Annotated in this window: 16 protein-coding genes; 11 read left to right on the plus strand and 5 right to left on the minus strand. The window is 66.7% G+C overall.

The window, feature by feature from the left end; genetic code table 11:
- The 9 genes from FAS41_RS23150 (at window position 1) to FAS41_RS23190 (ending at window position 8,695) form a co-directional block, all read left to right on the plus strand.
- The gene (locus tag FAS41_RS23150; protein ID WP_017518042.1) at window positions 1-771 is read left to right on the plus strand and encodes a MetQ/NlpA family ABC transporter substrate-binding protein; all 771 of its coding nucleotides are present in this window, start codon (window positions 1-3) and stop codon (window positions 769-771) included.
- A 161-nt stretch (window positions 772-932) separates the two neighbouring features.
- On the plus strand, window positions 933-2,168 hold the full coding sequence (locus tag FAS41_RS23155) for an SfnB family sulfur acquisition oxidoreductase (protein ID WP_138525740.1): 1,236 nt from the start codon (window positions 933-935) through the stop codon (window positions 2,166-2,168).
- A gap of 9 nt (window positions 2,169-2,177) precedes the next feature.
- The gene (locus FAS41_RS23160) at window positions 2,178-3,395 is read left to right on the plus strand and encodes an SfnB family sulfur acquisition oxidoreductase (protein ID WP_138525741.1); all 1,218 of its coding nucleotides are present in this window, start codon (window positions 2,178-2,180) and stop codon (window positions 3,393-3,395) included.
- Between the two features lie 115 nt (window positions 3,396-3,510).
- Window positions 3,511-4,917, plus strand: a complete 1,407-nt coding sequence (locus tag FAS41_RS23165; protein WP_138525742.1) for an LLM class flavin-dependent oxidoreductase — start codon at window positions 3,511-3,513, stop codon at window positions 4,915-4,917.
- A gap of 15 nt (window positions 4,918-4,932) precedes the next feature.
- Window positions 4,933-5,730, plus strand: coding sequence for a MetQ/NlpA family ABC transporter substrate-binding protein (locus FAS41_RS23170; RefSeq protein ID WP_138525743.1), 798 nt, complete (start codon window positions 4,933-4,935; stop codon window positions 5,728-5,730).
- Between the two features lie 228 nt (window positions 5,731-5,958).
- Complete coding sequence (locus tag FAS41_RS23175) at window positions 5,959-7,020, plus strand: methionine ABC transporter ATP-binding protein (protein ID WP_246084926.1); 1,062 nt, start codon at window positions 5,959-5,961, stop codon at window positions 7,018-7,020.
- Window positions 6,983-7,657: a methionine ABC transporter permease gene (locus FAS41_RS23180; RefSeq protein ID WP_171049539.1), complete on the plus strand. Its 675-nt coding sequence runs from the start codon at window positions 6,983-6,985 to the stop codon at window positions 7,655-7,657. The genes FAS41_RS23175 and FAS41_RS23180 overlap by 38 nt, the downstream gene beginning before the upstream one ends.
- Window positions 7,658-7,792: 135 nt before the next feature.
- Entirely contained in the window at window positions 7,793-8,302 is a 510-nt protein-coding gene (locus tag FAS41_RS23185; protein ID WP_246084927.1) for a hypothetical protein, read from the plus strand.
- Between the two features lie 39 nt (window positions 8,303-8,341).
- Window positions 8,342-8,695 (plus strand): VOC family protein, encoded by a 354-nt coding sequence (locus tag FAS41_RS23190; RefSeq protein WP_138525746.1) that lies wholly within the window; start codon window positions 8,342-8,344, stop codon window positions 8,693-8,695.
- A gap of 78 nt (window positions 8,696-8,773) precedes the next feature.
- Here FAS41_RS23190 and FAS41_RS23195 read toward each other — a convergent pair whose 3' ends face one another.
- A complete protein-coding gene (locus FAS41_RS23195; RefSeq protein WP_138525747.1) occupies window positions 8,774-9,595 on the minus strand; it encodes an alpha/beta fold hydrolase in 822 nt (273 codons plus the stop codon).
- Between the two features lie 139 nt (window positions 9,596-9,734).
- A complete protein-coding gene (locus FAS41_RS23200) occupies window positions 9,735-10,634 on the minus strand; it encodes a LysR family transcriptional regulator (RefSeq protein ID WP_138525748.1) in 900 nt (299 codons plus the stop codon).
- Between the two features lie 116 nt (window positions 10,635-10,750).
- Here FAS41_RS23200 and FAS41_RS23205 point away from each other — a divergent pair, with 116 nt between their 5' ends.
- Window positions 10,751-11,743 (plus strand): aldo/keto reductase, encoded by a 993-nt coding sequence (locus FAS41_RS23205; RefSeq protein WP_138525749.1) that lies wholly within the window; start codon window positions 10,751-10,753, stop codon window positions 11,741-11,743.
- A gap of 67 nt (window positions 11,744-11,810) precedes the next feature.
- Window positions 11,811-12,278: a thermonuclease family protein gene (locus tag FAS41_RS23210; RefSeq protein ID WP_138525750.1), complete on the plus strand. Its 468-nt coding sequence runs from the start codon at window positions 11,811-11,813 to the stop codon at window positions 12,276-12,278.
- Window positions 12,279-12,280: 2 nt separating this feature from the next.
- Here FAS41_RS23210 and FAS41_RS23215 read toward each other — a convergent pair whose 3' ends face one another.
- The 3 genes from FAS41_RS23215 to FAS41_RS23225 all read right to left on the minus strand — a co-directional run bounded on the left by FAS41_RS23215 (window position 12,281) and on the right by FAS41_RS23225 (window position 19,701).
- Window positions 12,281-13,087, minus strand: a complete 807-nt coding sequence (locus tag FAS41_RS23215) for a substrate-binding periplasmic protein (RefSeq protein WP_138525751.1) — start codon at window positions 13,085-13,087, stop codon at window positions 12,281-12,283.
- 95 nt (window positions 13,088-13,182) lie between these two features.
- Window positions 13,183-15,900, minus strand: coding sequence for a magnesium-translocating P-type ATPase (gene mgtA / locus FAS41_RS23220; RefSeq protein WP_138525752.1), 2,718 nt, complete (start codon window positions 15,898-15,900; stop codon window positions 13,183-13,185).
- Between the two features lie 135 nt (window positions 15,901-16,035).
- A complete protein-coding gene (locus tag FAS41_RS23225; protein ID WP_171049542.1) occupies window positions 16,036-19,701 on the minus strand; it encodes a translocation/assembly module TamB domain-containing protein in 3,666 nt (1,221 codons plus the stop codon).
- Window positions 19,702-19,707 lie beyond the last annotated feature (6 nt).

Consider the following 19,707-nt stretch of genomic DNA (forward strand, 5'->3'; position numbering starts at 1 on the left):
ATGAAAAAGGCCATCGCCATTCTGGCGGCCGTCGTCGCCTTCTCTGCCCACGCAGGGGAGAAACTCGTTGTTGGCGCCACCCCGGTGCCCCACGCCGAGATTCTCGAGTTCGTCAAACCGGAACTGGCCAAGGAAGGCGTCGACCTGGACATCAAGGTCTTCACCGACTTCATCCAGCCCAACCTGCAGCTCGCGCAGAAGAACCTCGACGCCAACTACTACCAGTACCGCCCCTTCCTCGATGACTTCAACAAGACCCGCCACACCGACCTGGTGCCGGTGGTGGGCATCCACATCGAGCCGTTCGGCGCCTACTCCACCAAGTACAAGTCCCTCGCCGAGCTGCCCGACGGCGCCAGCGTGGCCATCCCCAACGACCCGGTGAACACCGGCCGCGCCCTGGTGCTGCTGGCCGAAAGCGGCCTGATCAAGCTCAAGGATCCGACCAATCCGCAGTCCACCGAGCGCGACATCACCGACAACCCCAAGCACCTGAAGATTCGTGAACTCGAAGGCGCCCTGCTGGCCCGCGCGGTGAAGCAGGTCGACCTGGCCTTCATCTTCGCCAACTACGCCCTGGAAGCCGGCATCGACACCAAGAGCGCGCTGATCGTCGAGAAAGGCAAGGACCTCTACGCCGAGTTCCTTGTCGCCCGTCCGGACAACATCCAGGACCCGGGCATCCAGAAGCTGGCCAAGGCGCTGAATTCGCCGGAAGTCCGCCAGTTCATCCTGACCCGCTACAAGGGCGAGATCGCCCCGGCGTTCTAAGCGAACGCCGAACCCTGTAGGAGCGAGCTTGCTCGCGAACCTTTCGCCCCGCAGCGGGGTTCGTTCGCGAGCAAGGGCTGAGGCGCCCCCCTCGGTCCTACGAAAAGCCCGTGCGGTGAGGGACCACCCACGTCGTAACTTCAGCCACAAGAAGGCAATGCATGACCAACGAATCCGCACCCAAGGACTTTCGTGACCAGGCGCCCCGGCAACTCCCGGCGCGCCGCATCCTCAACGACGCCCAGGCCATCGAAGCCGCCCACGAAGTGGCCCGCCTGGCGAAACCCGGCGCCGCCGCCCGCGACCGCGAGCGCGCCCTGCCCTGGAGTGAACTGGAGCACTTCACGGCCCTGGGCCTGGGCGGCATCAGCATCCCCCGCGAGTACGGCGGTGCCCAGGTCTCCTACGCCACCGTGGCCGAAGTTTTCCGCGTGATCTGCGCCGCCGACCCCGCGCTGGGGCAGATTCCGCAGAACCAGTTCGGCCTGCTCAACGTCATCGACAACGTCGCCAGCGACGCGCAGAAGCGCATTCTGTTCGGCGGCGTACTCAACGGTCGGCGCATCGGCAACGCAGGGCCCGAGCGCAATACCAGGAACACCCTCGAACTCAAGGCACGGCTGGTGCGTGACGGCGAACACTTCCGCGTCAGCGGCGAGAAGTTCTATTCCACCGGCGCGCTGTTCGCCCACTGGGTCGCGGTAAAGGCCATCGATGAAGAGGGCCGCGCGGTCATGGGCTTCGTCGAGCGCGGCGTGGAAGGCCTGCGCATCGTCGACGACTGGTCCGGCTTCGGCCAGCGCACCACCGCCAGCGGCACCGTGCTGCTGGACAATGCCCCCGTCGCAGGCTCGCTGGTGATCCACAACGGCCGCCTGGCCGACGTGCCCAACATTCAGGGCGCCGTTTCGCAACTGATCCAGGCCGCCATCGATGCGGGTATCGCGGCGAACGCCCTGGAAGATGCCATCGACTTCATCCGCACGCGCACCCGCCCCTTCATCGATGCGAACGTCGAGCAGGCCAGCGAAGAGCCCTTCACCATCGCCGAGATCGGCCGCCTGCAGGTCGAACTGCACGCCGCCGAAGCACTGCTGGAGCGCGCCGGTCATGTGCTCGACGAAGTCAGCGCGCGGCCCATCGACGACGAGTCCGCCGCCCGCGCCTCCATCGCCGTGGCCGAGGCCAAGGTGCTGACCACCGAGATCAGCCTGGCCGCCAGCGAGAAGCTCTTCGAACTGGCCGGCAGCCGCGCCACCCTCGCCGAATTCAACCTCGACCGCCACTGGCGCAATGCCCGCGTGCACACCCTGCACGACCCGGTGCGGTGGAAGGTCCAGGCGGTCGGCGCCTACCACCTCAACGGCGCCCGCCCGGCGCGTCATTCCTGGATCTGAGGAGCGTCGATGAACAGCCTCGTACTGAACAATCCCAAGCCGATCACTCCCGTCCATATTATCCGCAGCGACGACGAAGCCCTCGACGTCGCCCGCGCCCTGGCGGCCGACTTCCGCGAGGGCGCCATCGCCCGCGACCGCGAGCGCCGCCTGCCCTGGGACGAACTGGAGCGCTTCAGCCGCTCAGGCCTGTGGGGCATCACCGTGCCGCGCGAACACGGTGGCGCGGGCGTTTCCCGCGTCACGGTGGCCCGCGTCATCGCGATCATCTCGGCCGCCGACGGCTCGCTGGGGCAGATTCCGCAGAATCATTTCTACGCCGTCGAACTGCTGCGGGTGAACGGCAGCGAAGAGCAGAAGGCTCGCCTGTTCGCCGAGGTCCTGGTCGGTGTGCGCTTCGGCAATGCGCTGGCGGAAATCGGCACGCGCACCGCCCACGACCGCACCACTCGCCTCAAGCGCGAGGACGGCCAACTGCGCATCCATGGCCGCAAGTTCTACAGCACCGGCGCGCTCTATGCGCAGCGCATTCCGACCCTGGTGATCGATGACGACGGCGTCCAGCAGTTCGCCTTCATCGCCCGCAATGCCAAGGGCGTGGAAGTGATCGACGACTGGTCCGGCTTCGGCCAGCGCACCACCGGCAGCGGCAGCGTGGTGTTCGACGGCGCGCCGGTGGACGAGCGCGACATCGTGCCGTTCCAGAGTGCCTTCGAGCGCCCGACCACAGTCGGCCCGTACGCGCAGATTCTCCACGCCGCCATCGACGTCGGCATCGCCCGCGGCGCCTACGAGGATGCGCTGGTGTTCCTGCGCGAGAAGGCGCGGCCATGGATCGACGCCGGCGTCGACAAGGCCAGCGACGATCCCCTGGCGATCAACGAAGTGGGCCGCCTGGCGATCCGCCTGCATGCCGCCGAGGCGCTGCTGGATCGCTCCGGCCGTGTGCTCGATGCCGCCACCGCCGAGCCGACGGCCGAAAGCGTTGCCGCTGCGTCCATTGCCGTGGCCGAGGCGCGGGCGATCACCACCGAAGTCTCACTGCTGGCCGGCAGCAAGCTGATCGAACTGGGCGGCAGCCGCGCCTGCCTCGCCGAACTGGGCCTGGACCGTCACTGGCGCAACGCCCGCGTGCACACCCTGCACGATCCGGCGCGCTGGAAGTACTTCGCGGTGGGCAACTACTACCTCAACGGCCAGCTGCCGCCGCGCCGGGGAACGCTGTGATGCCCCGCACCGAAGCCGCTTTTGGTAGGAGCGAGCTTGCTCGCGAACAGCCCCAGCGCCAATCGGTTCGCGAGCAAGCTCGCTCCTACAGGACCTCTGCCAGCGAGGATTTCCCATGAGCCAGAAGCAGATTCTCCTCAACGCCTTCAGCATGAATTGCGTCGGCCACATCAACCACGGCCTGTGGACCCATCCGCGCGACCGCTCGACGGACTTCAACAAGCTCAGCCACTGGACCGACCTTGCCCGCCTGCTGGAGAAGGGCCTGTTCGACGGTCTGTTCCTCGCCGATATCCTCGGCGTCTACGACGTCTACCAGAACGGCATCGAGCTCACCGCGAAAGAAGCCATCCAGCTGCCGGTGAATGATCCGCTGATGCTGGTCTCAGGCATGGCCGGCGCTACCCGGCACCTGGGCTTCGGCGTCACCGCCAACCTCACCTACGAGGCGCCCTACCCGTTCGCCCGGCGGCTCTCGACGCTGGATCACCTGAGCGACGGCCGCATCGGCTGGAACATCGTCACCGGCTACCTGGAGAGCACCGCCCGCGCCATGGGCCAGGAGCGGCAGATCGACCACGACCGCCGCTACGACCGCGCCGATGAATACCTGGAAGTGCTCTACAAGCTCTGGGAGGGCAGCTGGGAAGACGACACGGTGCTCGCCGACCGCCAGCGCCGCCTCTATGCGCAGCCGGGCAAGGTGCACAAGGTCCGTCACCATGGCGAGTTCTTCGACGTCGAGGGTTACCACCTCAGCCAGCCATCGCCGCAGCGCACGCCTCTTCTGTTCCAGGCTGGCGCATCGAATCGCGGACTGGCCTTCGCCGCGCGCCACGCCGAGTGCGTGTTCGTCTCGGCGCAGACCCGCGAAGCCACCCGCGCTCTGGTGGACCGCATCCGCCAGGCGGCGGTGGATGCCGGCCGCCGGGCGGACGACATCAAGGTGTTCATGGGCATCAACGTCATCGTCGCACCAACCGAGGCCGAGGCCCGCGACAAGCTCGCCGAGTACCGCCGCTTCGCCAGTGCCGAGGCGGGGCTTGCGCACTTCGCCAGCACCACCGGTATCGACTTCTCGCGTTATGCGCTGGATGAGCCGATCCGCTACGAGAAGACCAACGCCATCGAGTCCGCCACCAAGGCGCTGACCGTCGCCCGCACCGACGCCACCGTGCGCCAGCTACTCGAGCAGCTCGCCCTCGGCGGGCGCTACACCACGCTGGTGGGCAACCCGCAGCAGGTCGCCGACGAGCTGCTGGGCTGGATCAACGAAGCGGGCCTGGACGGCTTCAACCTCACCCGCACCGTGGAGCCGGAAAGCTACGCCGACTTCATCGAGCTGGTGGTGCCCGAACTGCAGAACCGCGGCGCCTACAAGACCGCCTACGCCGACGGCACCCTGCGGGAAAAACTCTTCGGCGCCGGCCGCGCCCGACTGCCCGCGCGGCACGTCGGCGCGAGCTACCGCCAGGCAACCGCCACTGGAGCGACTCCAGCCTTCTCTCTTCAAGAAAACTAAAAAGGATTCGTTGCCATGCATGCACGCTTCAAGCTCACACTCGGCCTTTCGCTTAGCCTCCTCGCCGCTGGCCTGGCCCAAGCCGCCGACACCCTGCGCCTGGGCACCACCGCCGCCTTTGCCCCGCCGCTGGAAGTGGCGGTGAAGGAGGCCGCCCAACAGGGCCTGAAGGTCGAGCTGGTGGAATTCACCGACTGGAACGCGCCGAACATCACCCTCGATCACGGCGACATCGACGCCAACTACTTCCAGCACACGCCCTTCCTGGAGAACGCCAACCGCGAAGGCGGCCTGCACCTGAAGGCGTTCGCGCCGGGAATCATCAACAACGTCGGCCTGTACTCGACCCGCTACAGGGCCATCGCCGACCTGCCCGATGGCGCCAAGGTCGCGATCGCCAACGACCCGATCAATGGCGGTCGCGGCCTGCAGCTGCTGCAGAAAGCCGGGCTGCTCAAGCTCAAGGATGGCGTGGGCTACAAGGCGACGCTGGACGATATCGTGGCCAACCCAAAGAACCTCCAGATCATCGAACTGGAGGCCGTGCAGCTGGTGCGCGCGCTGGATGACGTCGACCTCGCCCAGGGTTACCCGCATTACATCCGCCTTGCCGGGACCATCGATCCGAACAGCGCGCTGCTGTTCGACGGCATCGAGAACCGCGAGTACGTCATCCAGTTCGTCACCCGTGACGACTTCAAGGACCCGGACGGCCGGCTGAAGCAATTCGTCGATCTCTACCAGCACTCGCCGCAGGTCCGCGCCGCCCTGGACAAGGCCCATGGCTCGCTCTACCAGCCGGGCTGGCAGTAACCGCCGACGCATCCCGTATCTGTAGGAGCGAGCTTGCTCGCGAACCGCCCCGGCGCGGGAGTTGGTTCGCGAGCAAGCTCGCTCCTACGAAAAGCCCTCGTGCAAGGCTGGCATTTCCGGTGGAAGGCCAGACTGACCGCACACACCGAACCAGTCCCCTCTCCCTTCAGGGAGAGGGCTAGGGAGAGGGAAACAGCCCCGCTCCGAACTCCAGAACAGGCCCCCACCATGGTCAGCTTCAACCGCAATCTCGAACTCGCCACCCAGCACATCGCCCTGCGCGGGCTGGGCAAGACCTACGCCGGCCACCATGGCCCGGTGGAGGCACTGAGCGACATCGAACTCTCCGTCCGCCGTGGCGAAGTATTCGGCATCATCGGCCGCAGCGGCGCCGGCAAGAGCTCGCTGATCCGCACCCTCAACCGCCTGGAGCAACCCAGCGTCGGCCAGGTACTGATCGACGGCGAGGACATTGGCGCCTTCGACGCCCAGCAACTGGTCGGCCTGCGCCGTCGCGTCGGCATGATCTTCCAGCACTTCAACCTGATGTCAGCCAAGACCGTGGCGCAGAACATCGCCCTGCCCCTGCGCGTGGCCGGCGTGCCCAAGGCGCGCATCGCCGAGCGGGTGGACGAACTGCTGCAGCTCGTTGGGCTGGAAGACAAGCGCCACGCCTACCCGGCGCAGCTCTCCGGCGGGCAGAAGCAGCGTGTCGGTATCGCCCGCGCGCTGGTGCACCAGCCGGAAATCCTGCTCTGCGACGAAGCCACCTCGGCGCTGGACCCGGAGAGCACCCAGGCCATCCTTGCACTGCTGCGCGACATCAACCGTCGCCTGGGCCTGACCATCGTGCTGATCACCCACGAGATGGCGGTGATCCGTGAGATCTGTGATCGCGTGGTAGTACTCGAACGCGGGCGCATCGTCGAGCAGGGCGATGTCTGGGAAGTCTTCGGCAATCCGCAGCACGAGGTCAGCCGCACCCTGCTCGGCTCGCTGCAACAGCACCTGCCGCCGGACCTGCTGGCGCGGCTGGAGCATCCCTCGGACAACGAAGTCATCCTCGACCTGCACTACACCGGCGTGCGCGAACAGGAGCCGGACCTGCTGGCCATCGCCCAGGCCCTGGGCAGCCGCGTCAGCCTGCTGCACGGTGGCATCGAACGCATCCAGGGCCGGGCACTCGGCCGCCTGCTGCTGAGCGTCGCCGTGCCCGCCGCCAGCGTCCCGCAACTGCTCGAACGTGCCCGCGATGTCGCCGACCGCCTGGAGGTGCTCACCCATGCCTGAACGCCTGCTGCAAGGCCTGCTCGACACCCTGCTGATGATCGGCGCGTCCTCGGCCATCGTCCTGCTGGTGGGCATTCCGCTGGCTTTGGTGCTGGTCACCACCGGCCCCGGCGGGATCTTCCAGGCCCGCCTGATCAACCAGGGTCTGGGCAGCGTGGTGAACGTGTTGCGCTCGATTCCGTTCCTGATCCTGATGGTCGCGCTGATTCCCTTCACCCGGCTGATCGTCGGCACCAGCTATGGCGTGTGGGCCGCGGTAGTGCCGCTGACCATCGCCGCCACACCGTTCTTCGCGCGCATCGCCGAGGTCAGCCTGCGCGAGGTCGATCACGGCCTGATCGAGGCCGCGCAAGCGATGGGCTGCCAGCCCCGGCACATCATCTGGAACGTGCTGTTGCCCGAAGCGCGGCCGGGCATAGTCGCCGGCTTCACCATCACCCTGGTGACCATGATCAACTCCTCGGCCATGGCCGGCGCCATCGGTGCCGGTGGCCTGGGCGACCTCGCCTACCGCTATGGCTACCAGCGCTTCGATACCCAGGTGATGCTCACCGTGATCATCCTGCTGGTGGCGCTGGTGACGCTGATCCAGTTCGGCGGCGACCGCCTTGCGCGCTGGCTCAACAAGCGCCTGTGACGTTCGTCGGCTGAGTCCGCCACGGCCCTGCTCCCACGCGGGTTGCGTCTAACCTGACAACACACCCGCCCCTCCGTGCCCCGGCACAGCTCGTGGATGCGTGGCGTCCCTGTGCTCACTGCGGAGGCGTTCGTCATGGCCAACCCCCTTTCCACCCTGGGTATCGTGCATACCGCCATCAGCCTGGTGCCGCTGGTCGCCGGGTTGTGGGCGTTCTACCAGGCGGGGCGCATCGATCCGCGCAGCCCGGCCGGACGCTGGTACGTCTACGGGATGATCCTTGGCGTGCTCACCGCGTTCGGACTCTCCAGCACGGGAGGCTTCAATGCGGGCCACGCCATCGGCATCCTCTGCCTGATTGCCATCGCGGTGGGCAGCTACGCGCAACGGATCAGTGCGCTCGGCGGACTGGGCGAATACCTGGAAACCGCAGCCATGAGCTTCAGCTTCTTCCTGATGATGATCCCCACGCTCAACGAATCCCTGTCGCGCCTGCCGCCGTCCAACCCCATAGGCCACGGCCCGGACTCGCCGCCGGTACAGACGGCCGTGATGATCGCCTTGCTGGTCTTCATCATCGGCGTGCTCTACCAGTTCTACCGCATCCATCGCCGCCGCATGCCACCGGCACGCCCGGCGCACTAAGGGTCTATGCTGGCGGCGTCCCCTTTTCGGAGCGCCGCCATGACCGTCCGCCGCATCGTCGCCAACCTCGCCACCGGCAAGCCTGCCGAGGTCGCGCGTTTCTACCGCGAGCTGTTCGACCTGGACGCGGTGATGGACCACGGCTGGCTGATCACCCTCGCCAGCGGCGACAGCGCGCCGGCGCAATTGAGCCTGGCCAGTGAAGGCGGCTCGGGAGCGCCGGTACCGGACCTGTCCATCGAGGTAGACAACCTCGATGAGGTACACGAGCGCGCCCTCACAGCTGGCCACGAGATCACCTACGCACTGACCTTGGAGCCGTGGGGCGTGCGGCGCTTCTTCCTGCGTGATCCGTTGGGGACGCTGGTGAACGTGCTGCAGCACGTCCATTGAAGAAGGTTCGCGAGCAAGCTCGCTCCTGCAGGAGGAGCACCCAGGCACCTGCAGGAGCGAACCTGTTCGCGAATGACCTCAGCGATTGAGGAAAGCCAGCAGGTCCTCGTTCACCTGGTCGGCCAGGGTGGTGCACATGCCATGGGCGCCCCCCTTGTAAACCTTCAGCGCTCCGCGCTGGACAAGCTCCACCGAACGCTGGCCAGCGGCGCCGATGGGCACGATCTGGTCGTCGTCGCCATGGAGGATCAGCGCCGGCACGTCGATCTTCTTCAAGTCCTCGGTGTAGTCCACCTCGGAGAACTCATGGATGCACAGGTATTGGCCCAGGTGCCCGCCGGTCATGCCCTGCAGCCAGAAGTTGTCGATCACCCCCTGGGACTGCTTCGCGCCCGGCCGGTTGTAGCCGTAGAACGGCACTGCCAGGTCCTTGAAGAACTGCGAACGGTCTTCCTTCACGCCCTTGCGGATGCCGTCGAACACATCGATCGGCAAACCACCGGGGTTGGCCGCAGTCTTGAGCATCAGCGGCGGCACCGCACCGATCAACACCGCGCCGGAAAGGCGCTTGGTGCCATGGCGGCCAATGTAGCGCGTCACCTCGCCACCACCGGTCGAGTGGCCGACCAGGGTCGCGCCCTTGAGGTCCAGCGCCTCGATCACCGCCGCCAGGTCGTCGGCGTAGGTGTCCATGTCATTGCCGTTGGCCGGCTGGCCCGAGCGGCCATGGCCGCGCCGGTCATGGGCGATGACCCGGTAGCCCTTCTGCACCAGGAAGAGCATCTGCGCATCCCAGGCGTCGGCGTTGAGCGGCCAGCCATGGGAGAACACCACCGGCTGCCCGCTGCCCCAATCCTTGTAGAAGATCTCAGTACCATCTTTCGCTTTGACGAAGCTCATTTAGGTCGTTTCCTTCAGGGAGTGGTTGAAAAGAAACGCCGCAACTTCAGCGATAGCGGAGCGCTCTACGGCGGCCTTGAGCATAGCCAGCGCGGTGACGCCGGCACCCGTTCCCGGCAGCTTTCCGACGAGCGACGGCTCAGCCGATACCCGCCGCGAACAACCCGCCGAGCCAGTCGGAGAACACCCGCAGGCGCCGCGACATCTGCCGGCGCACCGGATACAGCACGCTGACCGGCAGCGGCGGCGGCTGCCAGGCGCGCAGAACCTCCACCAGCTCACCGCTGGCCAGGCCCTCGCGCAGGTGGTAGCGCGGCGCCTGGATCAGGCCGAAGCCGGCACGGCAGGCAGCGATGTAGGCGTCGGCGTTGTTCACCGCGATGCGGCTGGGTAGCCGCTGGGTCCGCAACTGGCCGTCGAAGCGGAACTCCAGGTCGAAGATGCGCCCGCTGGAGGCCGACTGGTAATTGACCGCCAGATGTCCTTCGAGCCGATCCGGATGTTCGGGCAGGCCGAACTCCTGCGCGTAGGCGCGACTCACGCAGGTCAACTGCTCCAGCTCGGCGATGCGTCGACCGACCAGGCTGGAATCCGGCAGTTCACCGGCGCGCAGCACGCAGTCCACGCCCTCGCGCACCAGGTCCACCTGGCGGTCATTCAGGCTCAGTTCCAGCTCGATCTGCGGGTAGCGCCGGCAGAACTCCGGCAGCGCCGGGATCACCACCAGCCGCCCCAGCGAGCTGGGCAGGTCGATGCGCAGCTTGCCGCGCGGGTTGTCAGGCGAGTCGGAGAAGCAGTTCTCCGCCTCCTCCAGGTCCTCCAGCAGGCGCACGCAGCGCTCGTAGTAAGCCTGGCCATCGGCGGTGACACTGACCTGCCGCGTAGTGCGGCGCAGCAGTTGCACCCCCAGGTGCGTCTCCAGTTGCTGGATCAGCTGGGTCACGCTGGCGCGCGGCATCTGCAAGCTATCCGCCGCCTTGCCGAAGGCCTTGAGTTCAACGATGCGGGTGTAGACCTGCATGGCCTGCAAGCGGTCCATGGCGCGCTCCGATTATTCATCCAGGCCGAATAGTTAAACCGCAATCTGCCAGTTTATCCATGCCTGACAAACAACAAGAATGGTCCTGCCCCTTTCCTCACCCCGGAGAATCCCGCATGAAGACCCGTCGCCTGGGCTCGCAAGGCCCCGTCGTCTCCGCCATCGGCCTCGGCTGCATGGGCATGTCCGACTTCTACACCACCGGCAGCGATGAGGCCGAATCCATCGCCACCCTGCACCGCGCGCTGGAGCTGGGCGTTACCCTGCTCGACACTGCCGACATCTATGGCCCGCACACCAACGAGGAACTGCTCGGCCGCGCCCTCAAGGGCAAGCGCGAACAGGTCTTCCTCGCCACCAAGTTCGGCATCGTGCGCACCCCGGATCAGCCGCAGGTGCGCGGCGCCAACGGCAGCCCCGAGTACATCCGCCAGGCTGTGGAAGGCAGCCTGAAGCGCCTGGGTACCGACCACATCGACCTCTACTACCAGCACCGCGTCGATCCCAAGGTGCCCATCGAGGAAACCGTCGGCGCCATGGCCGAGCTGGTGAAGGCCGGCAAGGTGCGCTATCTCGGCCTGAGCGAAGCCTCGACCGAAACCCTGGAGCGCGCGCACAAGGTGCACCCGATCACCGCACTGCAGAGCGAGTACTCGCTGTGGACCCGCGATCCGGAAGAGAGCGGTGTGCTGGCCGCGTGCGAACGCCTGGGTGTCGGCTTCGTGCCCTACAGTCCGCTGGGTCGTGGCTTCCTCACCGGCGCGCTGAAGAGCCCGGATGATTTCGCCGAGGATGATTACCGCCGCTCCAGTCCGCGCTTCACCGGGGAAAACTTTGCGAAGAACCTGCGTCTGGTGGACAAGGTCGCCGAGCTGGCCGCCGCCCGCGGAGAGAAGTCCTCGCAACTGGCACTGGCCTGGGTGCTGGCCCAGGGCGAGCACCTGGTGCCGATCCCCGGCACCAAGCAACGCAAGTACCTGGAAGAGAACGTCGCCGCCGTGGACCTGGCGCTGACCCAGGCAGAACGACTCGAACTGGACGCGATCTTCCCGGCCGGGGCAGCCGCTGGCGGGCGTTACAGCGAACAGGTGATGGCGCTGATCCAGTAAAAGCTCTGCATCGGGGCTCCGGTGGACGCTCGCAGCGGTTATGCTGACGAGGTCTACCGGAGGCTCCATGCGATTCGTTCCCGCCGCACTGCTCTTGCTTTCCTTCCTTCCCCTCGCCGCCCACGCGGATGAGGAATGCCAGGTGACAGCCGTGTTCAGCGGCGACCAGCTGACCTGCCAGCGCGCGGACGGCGGCGATACCACCATCCACCTGCGCGGCATCACCGCCCCGGAACTGGAACAGCCCTTCGGCCAGCGCTCCCGCGCGGCCCTGGTGCAACTCGCCCTGGGCAAGAGCGCCACCCTCAAGCACGCCGAGCAGCTTCCCGACGGCAGCCTGCGCGCGGCGGCCTGGGTCACCCCGGCGGAATGCCCGAACTGCGGTCACACACTGGATATCGGTCGCGCACAACTGAGCATCGGCCTCGCGCGCTGGCGGCAGAGCGACGCGCAGACGCCTGAGGAAGTCGGCCAGTACCAGTTCGAGGAACACGAGGCCAAGGCACGCCGCACCAACCTCTGGCGCAAGCCCTGAGCTCAATTGCTGACGTAGTGCTGCAGGATGCGGCGGTCCTCGCCATCCTCGACCAGCTGTTTCAGCGTCTGCGCGTAGCGACGGACGAAGTCCTCGTCCTGGGTGCGCTTGCTGAAGGCGACTTCCGCCGACTCCGCTGAAACCACCACGCCGGTAGGTTCGATGCGCTTGGCCAGACCCAGCTGCTGCAGCTCGTACTGGCCGCTGTGTTCGTCGGCGATGATGCCGTCGATACGGCCCTTGTCGATCATGTGCCAGAGGTTGCTGCGGCTGGGGTTGAAGAACACCCGTGCCGCGTAGTCCGGGTCGGCCATCAGCTGGCGGTAAGGTTCGCCATAGGAGACGTCGATCTGCGCGCCGAGGCGGAAGTCACTGCCGGGCAAGTCGGAAAGCTGCTGCAGGCTGTCGCGCTGGGCCAGGCTGCGACGGACGAAGAGGATATTGCGCGAGGGCGGCAACACGGTGCCGGAGAACCAGGCGTAGGCTTCGCGCTCGGGCTTGCGGAAGGCACCGGGCAGCACGTCGAGGCGACCGAGCTCGAGCTCCTTGAGCGCCCGCGCCCAGGGCAGCTTGACCATCCGCACCTCGCAACCCAGGCGCTCCAGCACTTCACGGTTCAAATCGACGTACAGGCCACCGACGCTACCGTCGGGCAGCTGCATGCTGAAGGGTGGGTCGTCATCCCAGCGCAGGGTCTTTTCGCAGGCGGCCAGCGGCACACTGGCCAGCGCCAGGCCCAACAGGACCAGGCGCTTCAGGCGCGCATGCGCAATGAATGGCAGGCGAAAGGCTTGCAACGGCAAGATCACGACTCACGGCTGGAGAAGGCGGATGCCCGGAGTGTATTGAACCCGGTGCCCGCCTTGCCAGCACTGATCTGTTTCGCACGTTGGTCCCGCCTCGCTCACTGCCAGCCGTAGCGCCGGGCGAACCATCCCTTCACGGCCTGGGTCAGCGCCATGTAACCCAGCAGGATTGCCACCAGCCACGGCCAGTAGCCCAGCGGCAGCGCCTGCATGCGGAAGGAATGCGCCAGCGGCCCCATGGGCAGGAAGATCGCCACCGCAACGATCACCAGGGTCATGCCCAGCAGCGGCCAGGCAGCACGGCTCTGCAGGAACGGAATGCGTCGGGTGCGGATCATGTGCACCACCAGCAGTTGCGAGATCAGTCCCTCGACGAACCAGCCGGACTGGAACAACGTCTGGTGCGCCGGCGAATTCGCACCGAACACGTGCCAGAGCACGAGGAAGGTGGCGATGTCGAAGATCGAGCTGATCGGTCCGAAGAACACCATGAAGCGCCCCAGCCCGTCCGGGTTCCACTGCTGCGGCTTGCGCAGCAGTTCGTCGTCGACATGGTCGAAGGGAATGGCGATCTGCGACAGGTCGTAGAGCAGGTTCTGCACCAGCAGTTGCAGCGGCAGCATCGGCAGGAAGGGAATGAAGGCGCTGGCCACCAGCACGCTGAATACGTTGCCGAAGTTGGAGCTGGCCGTCATGCGGATGTACTTGAGCATATTGGCGAAGGTGCGGCGCCCTTCGATCACGCCCTCCTCCAGGACCATCAGGCTCTTTTCCAGGAGGATCAGGTCGGCGGCTTCCTTGGCGATGTCGACAGCAGAATCCACCGAGATGCCGATGTCCGCCGTACGCAGCGCCGGTGCGTCGTTGATGCCATCGCCAAGGAAGCCGACCACGTGGCCGCGCTCGCGCAGCACGCGCACCAGTCGCTCCTTGTGGCTGGGAGTGAGTTTGGCGAACAGCGTGGTGCGCTCGGCCAGTTCGCCCAGCGCCGCATCATCCAGTTCGTCCAGCTGCGGTCCGAGGAGCACGCCCTCGACCACCAGCCCCACATCGCGGCAGACCTTCAGGCTCACCCGGTCGTTGTCCCCGGTCAGTACCTTCACAGCCACGCCGTTCTTCGCCAGTGCTCGCAGCGCCGGGGCGGTGGTTTCCTTGGGCGGGTCGAGGAAGGCGATGTAGCCGGCCAGGCACAAGTCGCTCTCGTCCGCCACGCCATAGGTATCACGGGTTGGCGGCAGCTCGCGGGTGGCCACGGCGACCACCCGCAGGCCTTCCTGGTTGAGCTCGTCGGCAACCGCGCGGATGTTCTCCAGGCGCGCCCCGGTGAGGGGCTCGACGCCATCGGCGGTTTCCACCGTGGCGCAGACCGACAGCACCTCCTCCAGCGCACCCTTGCAGATCAGCAGGTGGTTGTCCTCGCGCTCGCTGACTACCACCGACATGCGGCGGCGGGCGAAATCGAAGGGAATCTCGTCGAGCTTGCGGAAGCGGCTGTCCACCTTCAGCGCATGACGCAGCTCGACGTGCTCGAGCACGGCGACGTCCAGCAGGTTCTTCAGCCCGGTCTGGTAATGGCTGTTGAGGAAGGCCAGTTGCAGCACGCGGTCCTGCACCTGGCCGAAGGCGTCGGTGTGGCGCTCGAGGACGATGCGGTCCTGGGTCAGGGTGCCGGTCTTGTCGGTGCAGAGAATGTCCATGGCGCCGAAGTTCTGGATGGCGTCCAGGCGCTTGACGATCACCTTGCGCCGGCTGAGCACCACCGCGCCCTTGGCCAGGGTCGAGGTGACGATCATCGGGAGCATTTCCGGGGTCAGACCAACGGCGATGGACAGCGCGAACAGCGCGGCCTCCAGCCAGTCGCCCTTGGTGAAACCATTGATCAGCAGGACCACCGGCGCCATCACCAGCATGAAGCGGATCAGCAGCCAACTGACGCGGTTGACGCCGGTCTGGAAGGCCGTCGGCGTCGGGTCGCTGGCAATGACCTTCTCGGCCAGGGAGCCGAAGTAGGTGCGCGTACCGGTGCCGATCACCACCGCCAGGGCGGAGCCGCTCACCACGGTGGTGCCCATGAAGCACAAGCTGTCGCGCTCCAGCGGGTTGCCCTGGCGGGCGTCGCGCAACTGGGCGAATTTCTCCACCGGCAGGGATTCGCCGGTCAGTGCAGCCTGGCCGACGAACAGGTCCTTGGCGCTGAGCAGGCGTACGTCCGCCGGCACCATGTCGCCAGCCGAAAGCCACAGCACATCGCCGGGCACCAGCTCGCGGATCGGCACTTCCAGCCGCAGCGCGGGGCCATCGCCTTCGGCACTGCGGAACACCGTGGCGGTGTTGCTGACCATCGCCTTGAGCTTCTCGGCGGCACGGTTGGAGCGCTTCTCCTGGATGAAGCGCAGCAGCGTGGAGATACCCACCATGCTGCCGATCACCACGGCGGCCTCGACGTCCTCGGTGAACCAGGAAATGGTCGCCAGCACGGTGAGCAGCAGGTTGAAAGGATTGCAGTAGCAGTACCACAGGTGCATCCAGGCGCCGATGGGGCGGTCCTGGTCCACTTCGTTGAGCCCGTCGCGCTGGCGGCGCTCGCTCGCCTGGGTCTCGTTGAGGCCTTCGCGCCGGCTTTCCAGGCGCTCCAGCACCGTAGCCGATTCCAGCGCGGACCACTCCAGCAGGGCCGCAGTCAGCGAATTGGGCGCCTGCCTCCCGGCGGCGGAACCGCGCAGCAGGTCGCGCGCGGCCAGCCGGCGCAGTTGCCGGGCCGGGAAGCCCTTGTTGATGAATTCGAGCAGGTGGGTCCTGATCAGGTCCAGGCGCATGATGACTCTCCCCTTGTGCGCCACATCGTCCGGCGGCGGGGGCAGTCTGTGCTGGCTACCTTAAGGGGCCATGAAGGCTGGCAGAGTGCCAAGGCGCAGCGAATCGGCAGCGTGAAGCACCGCTGCCGACCGCACTCAGAAATCGCGCTTGTAGAAGATGTCCAGCGAGCTGGCCAGGCCGCTGGCGGCCTCCAGGTAGACCTTCTTGCTCAGCAGGTAGCGCAGCGCGATGGTGTTGGCCGGTTCGAACACACCCACCCCATAGCGCAGGCTCAGTCGGTCGGAGAGTTGGCCACTGGCAACCACGCTGGTGCTGTTGCCGGTGCCTTCGGTGTCCAGCTGGAAGTCCTGGATGCCCAGCCTTTGCGCCACTTCCCCGGTCAGCGGCGCGCTGCCGGCCAGGCCAAGCGCCAGGGCAGCTTCGCCGAGCATGTTGTTGTCCTCGCCGCTGGACATCGGGCGGCCCAGCACCAGGTAGGACAGCGCCTGCTGCTGACTCATGGCGGGCTCGGAGAACACCTCGCTGCGCGGCTGCTCGGCATTGCCGGTCAGGCGCAGGCCGGCCACCACATCGTCGACCTTGCGGATCGCCTCGACATCGAGGAACGGCTGGTCGATTGGCCCGGCGAACAGCAGGCGCGCACGGCGGATGGTCAGCTTCTGGCCATAGGCGCGGTAGCGGCCGTTGTTCAGGCGCAGCTCGCCGCGGGTGTCCATGTTGTCGCCGATGTGTACCTGCCCGGCCAGCTCGGCGTTCAGGCCGAAGCCACTGAAGGTCAGCTTGTCGCTGCCGACCCTGACGTCGATATCCATGTTCAGCGCGAGGGCGCTTTTCGGCTCCTGCTTCTCGCCGACGATCACGGTGTCATCGGAGACCTTGACCGTGGAAGGCGGCAACTGGCGGATAGTGATAGCGCCGCGCGGCACCTGCACCGAGCCGGAAACCGCGAGTCTTTCGCCCGCCATCTGCACGGTGAGATCCGGCTCGACTTCCAGGTTGGCGTAGGGCTCGACGGTTACCGGCAGGCGGCTGCCGCGCAGCTTCACGTCGACTTCCAGGCCACTGACCCAGGCGATGCGTCCGGACAGGCTGCCGTTGCCGGTCTTTCCTGCCTTCCAGTCGCCGCTCAGATCGACCTGCTCACCGGCAATCCGCGCGGTCACCTGCAACTGCTCGAAACGGGTCGGCAGGTCGCCGCCGGAGATTTCGCCGTCGTTCAGGCGCAGCTCGCCATCCACCCGTGGCGCCAGCAGGCCACCGGAAATCTGCCCACTGCCATTGAGGTGGCCCTTCAGGGTTTCCACCATGGGCGCAAAGGGCCGCGCCACGGAAATATCCAGGCCATTGAGGCTGAAGGTGCCGCTAACCGGCTTGGCCTCGGGCCGCGGATCGAGCTGGACCTGGGCCTGCAGACTACCGAGCTTGTCGCCGAGGAACTGCAGGCTGGTGTCGATGCGCCGAGGCGTCAGGCGGCTCTCCAGTTGCAGGCGCTGGTAGGGGAAGTCGACCCACTCCTCCTGCTCCTTGATGCGCAGGGTGCCGTTGTTGGCATTGATCAGGATGGAGCCGTTGGGGCCGCTGGCGGGCAGGTCGAGCTGCACGTCGCCGTCGAGCTTGCCCTTCCAGGCGAAGTCATCGGGCAGCCAGCGCGCCAGGCTGTCCAGCGGGAACTCGCGCAGGTGCAGGCGCAGGCGTGGGTCGGGCATCAGCCGCTGGTCTTCCATGCACAGGCTGGCGGGACCGGAAGCCCAGCAGTGGGCGCCAAGGTTGATGCGTCCATCCACCAGGCGCTCCAGGCGCGCCGGCTGTTGCAGGCGCCAGTCCTGACCGCCGCTCTGTATATCGCCTTTTGCGAGACGCCCGCGCCAATCCTTGCCGTTCCAGTTGCCATCCAGACCGAGGTCGAGCACCACCGGCTTGCCTTGCAGGTTCAGGGCGAGCTGCTGGCGCTTGAGGTCGCCGCTGCCGTCCAGCTTGAGCACGCCGAAATCCGTATCGCCGCTACGCAACCCCTGGGCCGTCAGGTTCACCCGGCCGCGCTGCGCCGCATCGAGGGAGGCGATCAGGTCCAGTGTGCGCAGGCCCTGGTCGGCGTAGGCGACGCGCTGGCCGTCGAGCTTCAGTTGCCCTTGCGGCGCCTGCAGCGTACCGGCCAGATCGAGGCGACCGCTGACCTGGCCGAACAGCTGCGGCCACAGCTGGCCGAGACGATTCAGCGCGATATCGAGTCGACCGGAGAGCCGCTGGTCCAGCGCGGCTTGCCCGCTGATGCGGTTGTCGCCCAACTGCAGCGCCAGGCCATCGACCTTCCACGCCTGCCCCGCCGCCGTGGCGTTCGCCTTGAAGGTGGCCGGCTGGCCACGCAGGCGGCCCTGCAAGTCGAGGTTGGCGTCGAGGCTCAGCGCCTCGCCCTTGAGCGAGCCCTTGCTGCGCAGCGGCCCGCCGAGGCGGCCGGGCATCTCTTCGAGCCAGTACGCCGGGTCGAGATCGGACAGGTCGAGGGCGGCGTCCCAGGTCACCGCATCGGCGAATCCAACTTTCAGGTGCCCTTCGGCCTTGCCCTGCCCCGCCACCAGTTTCAGCGACGGCAGGAAGACTTCCGAGAGATTGCCCGACACTGGACTGGCCAGGGTGAAGTCGCCAGCTGGCCCCTTGAAGGCGCCGTCGAAGTTGCCCAGGTAGGCGCCGTCGCTGTAGCTCACTTCGGCCTTGAAGGTGTGCACGCTCACCGGCGGCTCGTCGATTGCCGGGTACAGACGACGCCAGGGGAAGTCGAGCCAGTCGAGCTGGGCGTTGGCGGCGAAGGCATCCTTCCAGTCCAGGCGGCCGGTCAGCGCCACGCGCTGGTCCTGGGCGGCGCTCAGGTCGAGCGCGGCGATGTCCGCACCCTCGGCATCGACACGGCCTCGCAGGGTGAGCACCACCGGGCTTTCCTCGGCGGGCAGCACGGCGGCGCCGGCAAGCTGATAGCCATCCTTGAGGTTACCGCTGGCATTCAGGCGCAGCTGGTTCAGCGTCAGGGTATCGGGCAGCGAGGCATCTGCCTTGAAGCCGTCGGCAGTCACCAGTGCAGTGGCCGGCAGGTTCTCGGCCAGCGGCTGCAGGTCGCCGTCCAGGTTGCCGTTCAGGTACCCACTGCTCTGCGCCTGCAATTTGAGGTGCCCCATCAGCTCGCCCTTGGCCTGCAGTTGCAAGGTCCAGGGCTTCTCGCCCGGCGCGGGCAGTCCAAGGGTGCCCTCCGCCTCCAACGGCCAGCCCTGGGTCGGCTTCAGCAGGCCCTTGAGCGATAGGCTCAAACCATCGCGCGCGAGTTTCACCGAGTCGATGTGCAGGCCTTCATGGTCCCAATGTGCCACCAACTCGGCGTCACGCAGCTGTTCCTGGCCATCGAGCAGGAAACGACCGATGCGGATATCACCCAGCTCCAGCGACAGCGGCAGGTTCAGGTCGGGCAGTTCGATGGGGCCGGATGACTCGCTCGGTTCGCTCGGCGGCAGGGTCAGCAGCACTTCGTTCGCCACGACCTTGTGCAGGCACAGGGTCATACGCAGCAGGCAGGCAGGTGACCAGTCGATCTGCGGCTGGTCCAGCACCAGGTGGGTGGCGCCGTCGATCCATTCCAGGCGCTTGGCGCTGAAGCCGCCCGCGAGGCGGCCGTCGAATTCATCGACACTCAGGCCCGGCACCCAACTCAGCACCGCTCGGCTGCCAGCGGGCGTGCCGATCAATAGCCCGACCGCTATCACCAACAGGAGGATCAGCCCGAGCAGGCCGCCCAGACTCCAGCGCAGCGTGCGCATCCAGCC

This window comes from Pseudomonas nicosulfuronedens (assembly GCF_005877905.1).
Classification (GTDB): domain Bacteria; phylum Pseudomonadota; class Gammaproteobacteria; order Pseudomonadales; family Pseudomonadaceae; genus Pseudomonas; species Pseudomonas nicosulfuronedens.